The organism is Umezawaea beigongshangensis (assembly GCF_016464305.1).
Lineage (GTDB): Bacteria > Actinomycetota > Actinomycetes > Mycobacteriales > Pseudonocardiaceae > Umezawaea_A > Umezawaea_A beigongshangensis.
Genome location: NZ_JAEIOJ010000001.1, coordinates 352,374 through 366,089, shown reverse-complemented (window position 1 = coordinate 366,089; position 13,716 = coordinate 352,374). Strand labels below are relative to the sequence as shown.

At 76.3% G+C, this 13,716-nt stretch carries 13 protein-coding genes and 1 riboswitch; of the genes, 11 read left to right on the top strand and 2 right to left on the bottom strand.

The genetic code is table 11. From position 1 onward, the window contains the following. Positions 1-121 precede the first annotated feature (121 nt). The gene (locus IMZ35_RS01710) at positions 122-895 is read left to right on the top strand and encodes a S1 family peptidase (RefSeq protein ID WP_307867656.1); all 774 of its coding nucleotides are present in this window, start codon (positions 122-124) and stop codon (positions 893-895) included. 9 nt (positions 896-904) lie between these two features. On the opposite strand, the gene IMZ35_RS01705 is transcribed toward IMZ35_RS01710, so the two are convergent. Further along, the gene (locus IMZ35_RS01705; RefSeq protein WP_199439062.1) at positions 905-1,522 is read right to left on the bottom strand and encodes a LysE family translocator; all 618 of its coding nucleotides are present in this window, start codon (positions 1,520-1,522) and stop codon (positions 905-907) included. A 197-nt stretch (positions 1,523-1,719) separates the two neighbouring features. On the opposite strand from IMZ35_RS01705, the gene IMZ35_RS01700 reads away from it, so the two are divergent. Both IMZ35_RS01700 and IMZ35_RS01695 read left to right on the top strand, forming a co-directional pair. Then, positions 1,720-2,487, top strand: a complete 768-nt coding sequence (locus IMZ35_RS01700) for a serine protease (protein WP_199439061.1) — start codon at positions 1,720-1,722, stop codon at positions 2,485-2,487. 22 nt (positions 2,488-2,509) lie between these two features. Next, complete coding sequence (locus IMZ35_RS01695) at positions 2,510-2,977, top strand: GNAT family N-acetyltransferase (protein ID WP_199439060.1); 468 nt, start codon at positions 2,510-2,512, stop codon at positions 2,975-2,977. Here IMZ35_RS01695 and IMZ35_RS01690 read toward each other — a convergent pair. Beyond that, on the bottom strand, positions 2,946-4,109 hold the full coding sequence (locus IMZ35_RS01690; RefSeq protein WP_307867655.1) for an 8-amino-7-oxononanoate synthase: 1,164 nt from the start codon (positions 4,107-4,109) through the stop codon (positions 2,946-2,948). The two genes, IMZ35_RS01695 and IMZ35_RS01690, sit on opposite strands and share 32 nt — an antisense overlap. 165 nt (positions 4,110-4,274) lie before the next feature. On the opposite strand from IMZ35_RS01690, the gene IMZ35_RS01685 reads away from it, so the two are divergent. From IMZ35_RS01685 to cobA, 8 genes are all read left to right on the top strand, one after another. Further along, the gene (locus IMZ35_RS01685; RefSeq protein WP_199439059.1) at positions 4,275-4,433 is read left to right on the top strand and encodes a hypothetical protein; all 159 of its coding nucleotides are present in this window, start codon (positions 4,275-4,277) and stop codon (positions 4,431-4,433) included. A 43-nt stretch (positions 4,434-4,476) separates the two neighbouring features. Further along, positions 4,477-4,592, top strand: a riboswitch (cobalamin riboswitch). Positions 4,593-4,622: 30 nt separating this feature from the next. Then, positions 4,623-6,656 (top strand): putative cobaltochelatase, encoded by a 2,034-nt coding sequence (locus tag IMZ35_RS01680; protein WP_199439058.1) that lies wholly within the window; start codon positions 4,623-4,625, stop codon positions 6,654-6,656. Between the two features lie 8 nt (positions 6,657-6,664). Then, positions 6,665-7,279 carry a cob(I)yrinic acid a,c-diamide adenosyltransferase gene (gene cobO / locus IMZ35_RS01675; RefSeq protein ID WP_199439057.1) on the top strand — a complete coding sequence of 205 codons (615 nt, stop codon included), beginning with the start codon at positions 6,665-6,667 and terminating at the stop codon, positions 7,277-7,279. After that, positions 7,273-8,652, top strand: a complete 1,380-nt coding sequence (locus IMZ35_RS01670) for a cobyrinic acid a,c-diamide synthase CobB (RefSeq protein ID WP_199439056.1) — start codon at positions 7,273-7,275, stop codon at positions 8,650-8,652. Before cobO ends, IMZ35_RS01670 begins: the two co-directional genes overlap by 7 nt. A gap of 90 nt (positions 8,653-8,742) precedes the next feature. Beyond that, positions 8,743-9,876 carry a cobalt-precorrin-4/precorrin-4 C(11)-methyltransferase gene (locus IMZ35_RS01665; protein ID WP_199439055.1) on the top strand — a complete coding sequence of 378 codons (1,134 nt, stop codon included), beginning with the start codon at positions 8,743-8,745 and terminating at the stop codon, positions 9,874-9,876. Between the two features lie 17 nt (positions 9,877-9,893). Next, positions 9,894-11,084 carry a bifunctional cobalt-precorrin-7 (C(5))-methyltransferase/cobalt-precorrin-6B (C(15))-methyltransferase gene (locus tag IMZ35_RS01660; protein ID WP_199439054.1) on the top strand — a complete coding sequence of 397 codons (1,191 nt, stop codon included), beginning with the start codon at positions 9,894-9,896 and terminating at the stop codon, positions 11,082-11,084. Continuing rightward, positions 11,081-12,370, top strand: coding sequence for a cobalamin biosynthesis protein (locus IMZ35_RS01655; protein ID WP_199439053.1), 1,290 nt, complete (start codon positions 11,081-11,083; stop codon positions 12,368-12,370). The genes IMZ35_RS01660 and IMZ35_RS01655 overlap by 4 nt, the downstream gene beginning before the upstream one ends. A gap of 69 nt (positions 12,371-12,439) precedes the next feature. Further along, a complete protein-coding gene (gene cobA / locus IMZ35_RS01650) occupies positions 12,440-13,645 on the top strand; it encodes a uroporphyrinogen-III C-methyltransferase (protein ID WP_199439052.1) in 1,206 nt (401 codons plus the stop codon). Positions 13,646-13,716 lie beyond the last annotated feature (71 nt).

Sequence of the window (13,716 nt, the reverse complement as noted above, 5' to 3'; positions counted from 1 at the left end):
CTTCGGGTTAATCCGTACGACTGTCCTGCCCAACGCACCTCCGGGTGGTGTGTTGTGGGGTGAACCGATCACAGCACGAGGAGGACGCGTGGGGGACGGGGCACGAGGGCTCGCTGCACGGGTGGGATCGCTGGTCGCGGCCGCAGCGACGATCGCGGGGGCGATCACCGGGACGGCAGCGGCGGACGTCGCGATCGTCGGCGGTGCGCCGGCGAGCATCGCCACCCACCCGTGGGTGGTCTACCTGGTCGACGCGGGCGGCTTCCAGTTCTGCGGCGGCACGCTGATCGCGCCGGACGAGGTGCTGACCGCGGCGCACTGCGCGGCCGGGCAGCGTCCCGGCTCGCTGCGCGTCGTGGCGGGGCGCGAGGACAAGCAGAGCCAGCAGGGCGCCGTGCTGGAGGTCACCCGCATCTGGGTCCACCCCGGCTTCGTGTCGGCCGACCGCGGTGACGACGTCGCCCTGCTCACGCTCGGGCGGGAGACGGAGCTGACGCCGCTGCCGCTGGCCGGGCCGGACGACGCCGCGCTGTACGAGGAGGGCGTCCCGGCCGAGGCGTACGGGTGGGGCAGGGTGAGCGAGCAGGGCAGCCCGTCCCGCCGGCTGCTCGGCGTCGTCCTCCCGCTGACCTCGGACGCCACGTGCGCCGGCGCGTACCCGCAGTTCGACCCGCTCGCGATGGTGTGCGCCGGTGAGCCGGACGGCGGCGTGGACACCTGCCAGGGCGACTCGGGCGGGCCGCTGGTCGCCGGGGGGAAGCTCGTCGGCGTGACGTCGTGGGGCGAGGGCTGCGGGCGGCCGGGCAGACCCGGCGTGTACGCGCGGGTGCGCACCTACGAGCCGGCCGTGCGCGAGCAGGTGGCGTTGCACCACCCGCCCGCGACCTCGCTCTGAGCGGCGGTCCTACACGACCAGGCCGACGCTCATCCCGAGGAAGACCGTCGCGCAGACGGCGTCGAGCGCGGTCGTCACGCCGGGGCGGCGCAGGCGTCCGGCGACCCTGCTCGCGGCCAGCACGATCATCAGCTCCCAGATCGCGGCGAGCCCCAGGAACACCGCGGCGAGCGCGGTGAGCTGCGCGGCGGGGCTGCCGGAACCGATGAACTGGGGCAGGAACGCCAGGGAGAACAGCAGCATCTTCGGGTTGGTGATGTTGGTCAGGAACCCGCGGCGGAACGGGCGGTCGCGGGACGCGACCGGTTCCGGCTCGACGACGCCGGTGCGCCGGGTCAGCAGGCTGCGCGCGATCGACACGGCGAGGTGCAGCAGGTACGCCGCGCCGATCCAGCGCAGCGCGACGAGCACCGCGGGGTAGCTGGCCAGGACGACGCCCAGACCGGAGATGACGAGGCCGACCTGGACCGCGCTCGCCGTGTGGATGCCGGCGAGGGTCAGCAGGCCGGCGCGCGTGCCCGAGCGCATCGAGGTGCGCAGCAGCAGGAACGCGTCGACGCCGGGGGTGAGGACCACGACCGCGCACGCGAGCAGGAAGGCCGGGAACTGGGTGAGGTCCAGGTGCACGAGAAACGCTCCACTACGACACAACGGCCGGACAGACAACGGTGATCTGTGCCACTGACCGTCAATTTTTCGGTACATCGGGATGCTAACAGGAAGATGTGCCGTCTTTGTCACTCGCAACTGGCGATGTGTTCGGTTCGGTCACGGTGAGCTACGGTTTGTAGCGCTCCGTCGTTCGACGTTGGAGGTCGTGCTCCGTGCGGACCAGTCGTGTGCTCCTCGTCCTCGCTCTCACCGCCGCCGTGGCCGGGGTGTCGGCACCCGCGCGGGCGATCGTCGGCGGCCGACCGGCCGACACCGCCGACCACCCCTGGACGGTCGCGCTGACGACCCCCTCCGGACAGCTCTTCTGCGGCGGCGCGCTCGTCGCGCCGGACCGCGTCGTCACGGCCGCGCACTGCACGCGGGAGCGCACCCCGGTGGGCACGGCCGAGGCGCGTCCGCTCGCGCGGATGCGGGTGGTCGTGGGACGCACCGACCTGCGCGGCGACTCCGGGGAGTCCGTGCCGGTCAGCGCCGTGCGGGTCCACCCCGGCTTCCGGGAGGCGATCTCCGGAGACGACGTGGCCGTCCTCGTCCTGGCCAGGCCGGTGGCCGCCCGGCCGGTCCCGCTGGTCGAGGAGGGCGACACCGCCAGCTACGCGCCCGGCACGCCCGCCTCGGTGCTCGGCTGGGGACGCACGGCGGAGGGGACGCCGCCGTCGCCCGTCCTGCGCGAGGTCGTGGTGCCCGTCCTGGGCGACGACGAGTGCCGCGCCGAGATCAGCTCCTACCGCGCGGACGGCATGACCTGCGCCGGGTACCCCGAGGGCGGCCGGGACGCCTGCGAGGGCGACTCCGGGGGCCCGCTGGTCGTCGGCGGCCGTCTCGCGGGCGTCGTGTCCTGGGGCACCGGCTGCGCACGTGCGGGTGAACCCGGCGTCTACACGCGCCTGGCCTCCTACCGGCGGTGGCTGGGTCTCTGACCGTCGGTGGTATCAACGGTCTGTGCGCACACAACCATTTCCCGCGACCCTGCGCCGTCAGTGGTCGGCCGACCTGACGGTCCCGCAGCTCTACGCGGTGCTGCGGCTGCGGGGTGACGTCTTCGTCGTCGAGCAGAACTGCCCCTACCCCGAGCTGGACGGGCGCGACCTGGAGCCCACCACCCGGCACCTCTGGCTGGAGGAGGACGGGTCGGCCGAGCCCTCGGCGTACCTGAGACTGCTGGAGGAGCCCGGCGGGACCTTCCGCATCGGCCGGGTCGTCACCGCCAGGACCGCGCGCGGACGCGGGTTCAGCCGACGGCTGATGGAGGCGGCGCTGGCCGAGGTCGGCGACGCGGACTGCGTGCTGGACGCGCAGACCTACGTCGCCGACTTCTACGGCTCGTTCGGCTTCGTCCCCGAGGGCGAGCAGTTCCTGGAGGACGGCATCCCGCACGTCAGGATGCGCCGGCGGGCGCGCACTCCCTGATCACGGTCACGACCCGGTCCAGGTCGGCGTCGGTGAGGTCGGCCCGCGCGGTCAGCCGCAGCCGGGAGACCTGGTCCGGCACGGACGGCGGCCGGAAGCAGCCGACGACGACACCGGCGGCGCGGCACGACTCGGCCCACGCCACGGCGGCCTCCGGCGACGGAGCCCGCACCGACACGACGGCCGCGGTCGGCTCGCTGGTCCGCAGTCCCGCCTCGCGCAGCCGGGCGGCCAGGCCGGCGGCCACGGCCAGCGCGCGCGCCGGGCGCTCCGGCTCCTCGCGCAGGACGCGCAGCGCGGCCAGCGCGGCGGCGGCGCTGGCGGGCGCGAGACCGGTGTCGAAGATGAAGCTGCGGGCGGTGTCGACCAGGTGGCGGATCACCCGGCCGGGACCGAGGACGGCGCCGCCCTGAGCGCCCAGCGACTTGGACAGGGTCAGCGTGGTCACCACGTGCGGCGCCTTCGCCAGCCCCGCCCCGGCGACCGCGCCCCGGCCGGCCGGCCCCACGACGCCGAGGCCGTGCGCGTCGTCCACGACGAGCGCCGAGCCGTGCTTCGCCGTCAGCTCGGCGAGCACGGACAGCGGCGCGAGGTCGCCGTCCACCGAGAACACCGAGTCGGTGACGACCAGCGCGCGGCGCTCGCCCCGCGTGGCCAGCGCCTTCTCCACCTGCTCGGGGTCGCAGTGCCCGGCGACGGCGACGTCGGCCTTCGACAGCTTGCAGCCGTCGATCAGCGAGGCGTGGATGTGCTGGTCGGCGACGATCGCCGTGCCGGGACCGGACAGGGCGGTGAGCGCGCCGAGGTTGGCCGCGTAGCCGGAGGAGAACACCAGCGCGGCCGGAGCGCCGCAGAAGTTCGCCAGCTCGTACTCCAGCTCCTGGTGCAGCTCGGTGCTGCCGGTGACCAGCCGCGACCCGGTGGAGCCCGCGCCCCAGCGCAGCGCGGCGGCCGCCGCGGCACCGGTCACCCGCTTGTCGCGGGCGAGGCCCAGGTAGTCGTTGCTGGCCAGGTCGAGGTCGGTCGAGTCGGCCCGGCGGGGTCGCAGTCTGCGCGCCAGCCCGGCCTTGGCGCGGGCCTGCGCGCGCTCGTCGATCCAGTCGAACACCGAGTCAGCTGTGGTCACGCTCACCGGGGCAGTCTCGCACCGGCCGGATGCGGTCGGCGCGTGCGCACCCCCGTCCACCTCTTCGTGTCCGCCGCCGACCCCGGCCTGCGCCGGGTCGTGGTCCGGTGAGGCGGCTGTCCGGGACCGGGCGGCCGACCACCCGCGCGCAGCTCGCCCACCTGCTCACCGGTGAACCGGGCGACGTCTGCGGCGTCGGGGGCCGGGCCGGGAGCTGGAGGAGTCGGCCGGGGTGCGGCTGTTCGGCACGCGGCGGCGCAGCGGCCCGCGCTGGAGCGGACGGCCGACGAGGCCACCGCCGCGTTCGCCGAGTTCGCCGCCCCGGTGTGATCGCTCTCGCTCGCGGCTTGGTCACCGCACCCGCAGGTGCGACGATGCGTGAGCTGTGAGGGGTGTGCGAGGAAGCCGGTGCGAGTCCGGCGCGGTCCCGCCACTGTGACCGGGCGCGAGTCCGGGAGTCAGGAACTCGTCCCCTCGTGACCGGACCCGGGCGTGGACACCCGAGGAAGGAACTCCCGCATGACCTCGCGCTTTCCCTTCTCCGCCGTCGTCGGCCACGACGACCTGAGGCTGGCACTGCTGCTCAACGCGGTGCACCCCGGCATCGGCGGAGTCCTCGTCAGGGGTGAGAAGGGGACCGCCAAGTCGACGATCGTGCGCGCCCTGGCCGCCCTGCTCCCCGAGCTGGACGTCGTGCCGGGCTGCCGCTTCGGCTGCGACCCCCGCGTCGACACCGCCTGCCCCGACGGCCCGCACCCGCCGAGCGAGCCCGAGCGCAGGCCCGCGCGACTGGTGGAGCTGCCCGTCGGCGCCACCGAGGACCGGCTCGTCGGCTCGCTGGACCTGGAGCGCGCTCTCACCGAGGGCGTCCGGGCCTACCAGCCGGGCCTGCTCGCCGCCGCGCACCGCGGCGTGCTCTACGTCGACGAGGTCAACCTCCTGCACGACCACCTGGTCGACCTGCTCCTCGACGCCGCGGCCATGGGCCGCGCGCACGTCGAGCGGGAGGGCGTGTCCGTCTCGCACGCCGCGTCGTTCCTGCTGGTCGGCACCATGAACCCGGAGGAGGGCGAGCTGCGCCCGCAGCTCCTCGACCGGTTCGGCCTCACCGTCGCCGTCCGCGCCTCGCGCGACGTGCCCACCCGCGCCGAGGTGATCCGCCGCAGGCTCGCCCACGAGGCCGACCCCGAGGGCTTCGCCGCCCGCTGGAAGTCCGCCGACGCCGACCTCGCCGAGCGCGTCGTGCGCGCCCGCGCGGTGCTGCCGGACGTCGAGCTGCCCGACTCGGAACTGCGCCGCATCGCCGCGGTCTGCGCGGCGTTCGAGGTCGACGGGATGCGCGCCGACCTGGTCGTGGCCCGCACCGCGACCGCGCACGCGGCGTGGCGCGGCGCCGGGCGCGTCGAGGAGGCCGACGTCGAGGCCGCCGTGCGCCTCGCGCTGCCGCACCGCCGTCGCCGCGACCCCTTCGACGAGCCGGGGATGGAGGAGCAGCAGCTCGACGACGCGATGCGTCGGGCGGCCGAGCACGCCGACACCGGTTCCGACGAGGACCCGGACGACGATCCCGGCCCCGGTGGTGGTCCCGACGGTCCCGACGGTCCTGACGGCGGCCCCGACGGTCCTGACGGCGGGGGCCAGGACGGACCAGGACCCGACGACGGACAGCGGCCGGAGCAGTCGGCCGGACCGTCCACCCCGGACACCGGCGGCAACGGCGCGGCACCGCGTCCCCCGGTCGCACCGGCACCGGCGTTCCGCGCCAGGCTGCTCCAGGTCCCCGGCGTCGGCGAGGGCGCACCGGGTCGCCGCTCCCGCGCCAGGACGCGCTCCGGACGGGTCGTCCGGCCGTCCGACGTGGACGGTTCGGGGCTGCACCTCGTGGGCACGCTGGCCGCGGCGGCTCCGCACCAGGCCGCGCGCGGGCGCAGCGGTCCCGGGCTCGTGCTGCGCGGCGGCGACCTGCGCCGGTCGGTGCGCGAGGGCAAGGAGGGCAACCTCGTCCTGTTCGTGGTCGACGCCTCCGGCTCGATGGCCGCCCGGCAGCGCACCTCCGCCGTCACCGGTGCGGTGATCTCCCTGCTGCGCGACGCCTACCAGCGCCGCGACAAGGTCGGCGTCGTCACCTTCCGCGGCCGGGAGGCCGACCTCGCGCTGCCGCCGACCACCTCGGTCGACGCCGCCGCCGCACGGCTGCGCGACCTGCGCACCGGTGGGCGCACCCCGCTCGCCGACGGCCTGCTGCGCGCCCGCCGGGTGCTGGAGGTCGAGCGCGTGCGCGACCCGCGCCGCCGCCCGCTGCTGGTGCTGCTCACCGACGGTCGCGCCACGGCCACCGGAGCCGGGGGCGATCCGGGCGGAGACGCCACCCGCGCCGCCGCGCTGCTGGCCGCCGACGGCGTGGCGGCGGTGGTCGTCGACTGCGAGTCCGGCCACGTGCGGCTGGGGCTCGCGGCGCGGCTCGCCGTCACGATGAACGCCGCGTGCCTGCGGCTGGAGGAGCTGTCAGCCGACCAGGTGGCCGGAGTCGTCCGCGCCGCCCGAGCAGCCTAGGAGTCGTCGTGCCACAGGGACAGCCGACCGTCGTGCCCGCCGACGGCATGACCACCCGCCAGCGCCGCAACCGGCCGCTGGTGGTGCTGCACACCGGTGAGATGAAGGGCAAGTCCACCGCCGCGTTCGGCCTCGCGCTGCGCGGCTGGAACCAGGGCTGGGACATCGGGGTGTTCCAGTTCGTCAAGTCCGCCAAGTGGAAGGTCGGCGAGGAGTCGGCGTTCCGCGCGCTCGGCCGGGTGCACGAGGAGACCGGCGAGGGCGGCCCGGTGGAGTGGCACAAGATGGGCGAGGGGTGGTCCTGGAGCCGCAAGCAGGGCACCGAGGACGACCACGCCGCCGCCGCGCTGGAGGGCTGGCGCGAGATCGCGCGGCGCATCGGCGAGGCGCGGCACGGCCTGTACGTGCTGGACGAGTTCACCTACCCGCTGCACTGGGGCTGGATCGACGTCGACGAGGTGGTGTCGGTGCTGCGCGACCGCCCCGGCCACCAGCACGTCGTGATCACCGGCCGGTACGCCCCGCAGGCGCTGGTCGACGCCGCCGACCTGGTCGTGGAGATGACGAAGGTCAAGCACCCCATGGACGCCGGGCAGAAGGGCCAGCGGGGGATCGAGTGGTGAACCGGCTGGTGGTCGCCGCACCCGCGTCGGGCAGCGGCAAGACCACCGTCGCCACCGGGCTGATGGCCGCACTGCGCGCCGCCGGCGACCGCGTCGCGCCGTTCAAGGTCGGTCCCGACTACATCGACCCCGGCTACCACGGCCTCGCCGCCGGGCGGCCGGGCCGCAACCTCGACCCGGTCATGGTGGGCGAGCAGCGCGTCGCGTCGCTGTTCGCCGCCGGGGCCCGCGGCTGCGACGTCGCCGTGGTCGAGGGCGTCATGGGCCTGTTCGACGGCCGGGTGGACACCGAGGGCGTCGGCTCCACCGCGCACGTCGCGAAGCTGCTCAGCGCGCCCGTGCTGTTCGTCGTGGACGCCCGCGGGCAGAGCCGCAGCCTCGCGGCGCTGCTGCACGGCTTCCGCGGCTACGACCCGAGCGTGCGGATCGGCGCGGTGGTGCTCAACCAGGTCGGCTCGCCGCGGCACGAGCAGGTGCTGCGGCAGGCGTGCGCCGAGGTGGGCCTGGAGGTCGTGGGCGTCCTGCCGCGCGACCCCGCGTTCGCGCTGCCCTCCCGGCACCTCGGGCTGGTCACCGCCGCCGAGCACGGTCCGGCCGCCCGCGCCGCCGTCGACGCGGTCGCCGCGTCCGTCGCCGCGCACGTCGACCTCGACGCGGTGCGCCGCCTGGCCGCCACCGCGCCCCCGCTCGCCGTCCCGGCGTGGAACCCCGAGCAGGAGGTGCGCCGCGCGCCGGGCACCCCGGTGATCGCCGTCGCCGGGGGAGCGGCGTTCACCTTCGGCTACGCCGAGCACGTGGAGCTGCTGCGCGCCGCCGGGGCGGACGTCGCCGTCGTCGACCCGCTGCGCGACGAGGCGCTGCCAGGGGGGACGGCGGGCCTCGTGCTGCCCGGCGGGTTCCCCGAGCAGCACGCCGACGCGCTGTCCGCCAACGAGTCGCTGCGCGCCGACGTCGCCGCCTTCGCCCGCTCCGGCGGGCCCGTGCACGCCGAGTGCGGTGGGCTGCTGTACCTGGCGCGGCAGCTCGACGGCCTGCCCATGTGCGGGGTGCTCGACGCCGACGCGGCCATGTCGCCCCGGCTCGTGCTGGGCTACCGCGACGCGCTGGCGACGGAGGACTCCGTGCTGCACGCGGCCGGCACCCGGCTCACCGGCCACGAGTTCCACCGCACGGTGCTGACGCCGGGGACCGGGGAGCCGCCCGCGTGGCGCTGGCGGGGACACGACCGGCGTGCGGTGGCCGAGGGTTTCGTCGTCGGCGGCGTCCACGCCTCCTACCTGCACACGCATCCGGCGGCGTCACCCGAGTCGGTGATGCGGTTCGTCCGGGCGTGCGGCGCGGCCCCCGCACGCCGCGAGGCTGCTCGCTCGTGAGTCGGGACAGGACGGTACGGTCGTCGCCTGCGCGAGGTCGCTGACAGCTCTCGCCCGCTCGTGTCGCAGATCATCTCGTGGGGAGCAGTTGTGACGACTGGCCGTGTCTCCTTCGTCGGGGCTGGCCCCGGCGCCGCCGACCTGCTGACGCTGCGCGCCGCCCGGCGCATCGCGGAGGCGGACGTCGTGCTGTGGGCACCGGGCGCGGTCGACCAGGAGTGCGTTCGCGAGCACGCCGCGGCGGGCGCCGAGCTGGTCGACTTCTCCCGCGTGTCGGCGGACGAGGTCGTGGAGGTCTACCGCAGGGCCGCGGCCAGCCGGTCGAGGGTCGTGCGGCTGTACTCCGGCGACCCGACGCTGTGGGGCGGCGTGCAGGAGCAGCACGACGTCTGCCAGCGCCTCGGCCTGGAGGTCGAGATCGTCCCCGGCGTGCCGCAGTTCGCCGCGGCCACCGCCGCGATCGGCCGCGAGCTGAGCGCGTCGGTCGTCGTCGCCGGGCCGGAGGCGGCCGACCGGATCGCCGACCTCGCCGGTCCCGGTGGCGCGATGGCCGTGCACCTGTCCGCGGCGCGCGCCGGCCAGCTGGCCGAGCGGCTGCGCGCGGGCGGCTACCCGGAGGACACCCCGGTCGTGGTCGTGGTGAAGGTGACCACCGCCGAGGAGACCGTCGTGCACACGACGCTGGGCGAGCTGGAGAACAGCGTCAAGGAGCACAAGCTCTACCGCGCCGCGCTGTTCCTGGTGGGCGCCGAGCTGCGCGGCGGCGCGGGCCGCCCGCGCTTCCGCCGGTCCGAGGGCGAGGACGCCGAGTCCGCGCGGCGCGCGAAGCCGACCCGGTGGTCGCGCCGCGCCGGGCTGGCCAGGGGCGCCGCGCGCACGGAGACCGCCGGGGAGCCGGGCGCGGAGCCCGAGGTCCCGGCGGCCGCGGAGGCCGTCACCGCCACCGTCACCGCCACCGTCACCGCCGACGTTCCCCTCGGCGCGACCCCGCCCGCCGAGTCCGGCACGGCCGCCGCCGCGTGGTCGGCCGTGCACGACTGGCAGGAGACCGCGCGCCGCAACCGCGCGAAGGCCGACGCCCCCGCGGGTGACGGCGAGCAGGCCCAGAAGCCCCGCCGCGTCGTCGCCGCGAGCAAGCGCACCCCGTCCGTGCAGGCCAGCACCGGTGGGGCGAAGAAGCCCTCCGGCACGGGCCGGACCCGCAAGGCCAAGCGCACCGGCTGAGTGGTGGACTGCACCCCATGACCGTCACGGTGATCGGTGTCGACGCGCGCGGACTGCCGCCCGGCGGCCAGGCCGCGCTGACCGGTGCCCGACTCGTCGTCGGCTCGCGCGAGCACCTCGCCGCGTACGCCCCGCGCGACGCCAGGACCCTCGACCTGCACCCGTTCGGACCCGCGGCCGACGCTCTCGCCGCGCACACCGACGCCGACGGCCCGGCCGTCGTGCTCACCTCCGGCGACCCCGGCTGCTTCGGCGTCGTCACGCCCCTGCGGGAACGCGGGCTGCGCGTCGCCGTGCTGCCGTCGCTGTCGGTCGTGCAGCACGCCGTGGCCGCCGCCGGGCGCTCCTGGGACGACGTCGCGGTGGTCAGCACCGCGCGCGCCGGGTCGCTCGGCCAGGCGCTGAACGTGTGCCGCGCGCGGCCCGCCGTCGTCGTGCTCACGACGCCCGGCGCCGGACCGGCGGAGCTCGGGCGCGGCCTGGACGGCTGGCGGCGGGTGCTCGTCGTCGTGGAGGACCCCGGTGGCCCGGCGCAGCGGGTGTCCGCGGTGGACCCCGCCGACGCGGTCGTGCGGCACTGGTACGACTCGAACGTGGTGGTGTGCCTGGCCGACGCGAACGCCGCGCCGAAGGACGTCTGGCTGGCCGGTGGGGAGCTCGTGGACGGGTGGGCGCTGCCGGAGAGCGAGTTCGCCTCTCGCGACGGCGTCCGCTCCGCCGAGCTGCGGGCCGTCGTGCTCGCGCGGCTCGAACCCCGGCCGGGGACGCTCGTGTGGGACGTCGGAGCGGGCTCAGGGGAGATCGGCGTCGAGTGCGCCCGGCTCGGCGCGGCGGTCGTCGCCGTCGAGTCCGACCCGGTGCAGGGCGTGCGGATCGTCGCCAACGCCGCCGCGCACGGCGTGGACGTGCGGGTCGAGGAGTCCGACCCGCGGGACGCCGTCGGACGGCTGCCCCGCCCGGACGCGGTGTTCGTCGGCGCCGGCGGCCCGGCCGTGGTGCGCGCCTGCGCGACGTCGGGCGCGCGCCGGATCGTCGTGGCCCCGCACGCGCTCGACGAGGTCGGCCCGGTGCGGGACGCGCTGCGCGACGCCGGGTACGACGTGAGCGGCGTGCAGCTCACCGCCGCGCCCCTGGAGGACCTGCCGGGGGGCGGCGTCGGGTTCGCCCCCGTCCGTCCCGCGCTGGTGCTCGTCGGGAGGAAGCGGTGATCGGTCTCTTCGCGGCCACCGAGGCGGGCCGCCGCGCCGCGGCCGACCTCGCCGCGTTCCTCGGCCCCGACGTGGTGGTTCCGGACGGCCCGGTGCGCCCGGCGCTGCACCGGCTCTGGCCGCAGCTCGGCGCGGCCGTGCTGTTCCTGCCGACCGAGGCCGCCGTGCGGCTCGTCGCGCCGCTGCTGCGGGACCGGCAGTCCGACCCCGCGGTGATCTGCGTGGACGACGCCGGCGCGTTCGCCGTGGCGCTGGTCGGCGACGGCGGCGCGCTCACCGACCGGATCGCCGAGCTGCGCGGCAGCGTGCCCGTCGTGACCAGGGGTGTCGAGCGCACCCCGCTGGACGACCTCGTGGAACTCCTCGACGCCAGCGTCGACGGCGACGTCGAGGGCTGCGGCGCGGCGCTCGCGAGCGGGGAACCGGTGGTGCTGGCCAACCCGCTGAACTTCCCGCTTCCCGCGCTGCCGGACAACGTCGTGCTCGCCGCGGACGGCGCGCACGCCCGCGGGGTGTGGACGGTCGTCGTGGACGACCGCAGGCCGGAGGGGCCCCACCGGGAGGACAGGGTGCGGCTCGTGCCGCGCACCCTCGTCGTGGGCCTGGGCTCCTCGCGCGGCGTCACGACGACGGCCGTCGCGTCCGCCCTGTCCGAGCTGGAGCTGCGCGGCGGTCTCGACCTGCGGGCCGTCCGGGCGTTCGCGACCAGCGAGAACAAGGCCGGTGAGCGCGGCATCGTCGAGGCGGTCGAGGACTGGGGCTTCTGGCACGACGACACGACCGCGCCGCTGCTGACCTACCCCGCCGCCTCGCTGGCCGTCGTCGACGTCCCCAACCCGAGCAGCGCCGTGCTGGCCGAGGTGGGCACGGCGAGCGTCGCCGAGGCCGCCGCGCTGCACGGCGCGATGGCGCTGGCCTCCGGCGCGCGGGTGGAGATGGCGGTGGAGAAGGTCACCGGCGACCGGGTCACCGTGGCCGCCGCCCGCATCCTGCCGCGCGGACGGCTCGCCGTCATCGGCCTGGGCCCCGGCGCGGCCGACCTGCGGACCCCGCGCGCCGAGGCGGAGCTGCGCCGCGCGTCGACGGTCGTGGGCGTGCCGGAGTGCGTGGAGCAGGTGCGGCACCTGCTGCGCCCCGGCACCCGGATCACCGCGGGCGACGCCGGCACGGCGGTGCGCCTGGCCTCCGCCGGTGCGGCGGTGGCGCTCGTCTCGGCCGGCGCGGGAGCGGTCCTGGACGCCGGTGGGCTGCGGGTGGAACTGGTGGAGGTCCCCGGCGTCGCCTGACGCGTGGCGATCGTCACGCGGAACGCCCCGGGCGTGGACACGGGTGCGCTGGTGTGGATGCTTCTACCCATGCACGCCGAACAGCACTACCTCGTCGGCCTCGACCTCGCCGGACGGCGCGTCGTCGTGGTCGGTGGAGGTACCGTCGCCCAGCGCCGCCTGCCCCGCCTGGTCGCCTCGGGCGCCGTCGTCGACGTGGTGTCGCCCGAGGTGACGCCCGCCGTGCAGGGCATGGCCGACAGCGGTGAGATCACCTGGTGGGAGCGCTCCTACGCGTCGGACGACCTGGACGGCGCGTGGTACGTCCTGGCGTGCACGTCCGACACCGCCGTGAACGCGCGGATCGCCGCCGACGCGGAGAGCCGCCGGGTGTTCTGCGTGCGCGCGGACGTCGCCGTCGAGGGCACGGCCGTCACCCCCGCCGTCGGCGAGCACGACGGTCTCCTCGTGGGCGTGCTGGCCGGTGGCGAGCACCGCCGTTCCGCCGCCGTGCGCGACGGGCTGCTGAGCGCGCTGCACGAGGGCGCGGTCGCCGACCACCACGAGAAGCCGTCCGGGGTGGCGCTCGTCGGCGGGGGCCCCGGCGACCCCGACCTGATCACGGTGCGCGGGCGCAGGCTGCTGTCGCGCGCCGACGTCGTGGTGGCCGACCGGCTCGGCCCGCGCGACCTGCTCGACGAACTGGCCCCGCACGTCGAGGTGATCGACGCGGCGAAGATCCCCTACGGGCGCGCGGCGACCCAGGACTTCATCAACGCCTCCCTGATCGAGCACGCCAGGCGGGGGAAGTTCGTCGTGCGCCTGAAGGGCGGCGACCCGTACGTGTTCGGCCGCGGCTTCGAGGAGCTGCTGGCGTGCGCGGAGGCCGGCGTCCCGGTCACCGTCGTGCCGGGCGTCACGAGCGCGTTCGGCGTGCCCGCCCTGGCCGGTGTCCCCGTGACGCACCGCGGCGTGGCCCACGAGGTCGTGGTGGTCTCCGGCCACGTGGCCCCCGACGACGAGCGGTCCATGGTGGACTGGCCCGCGCTCGCCGCGCTGCGCGGCACGATCGTGCTGATGATGGCGGTGGAGCGGGCCGGGGCGTTCGCGACCGCCCTGATCGACGGCGGACGGCCCGCCGACACTCCCGTCACCGTCGTGCAGGAGGGCAGCACGCGCACCGAGCGGGTGCTGCGGTCCACTCTGGACTCGCTGGGCGCGGACGTGGTGGCCGAGGGCATCCGCCCGCCCGCGATCATCGTCGTCGGCCCGGTGGCCGGTCTCGCACCACGCTGATCCCGCCCAGCGCCGATCCCGCCCAGCGCCGATCCCGCACAGCGCCGATCCCGCACAGCGCGAAGGCCCCC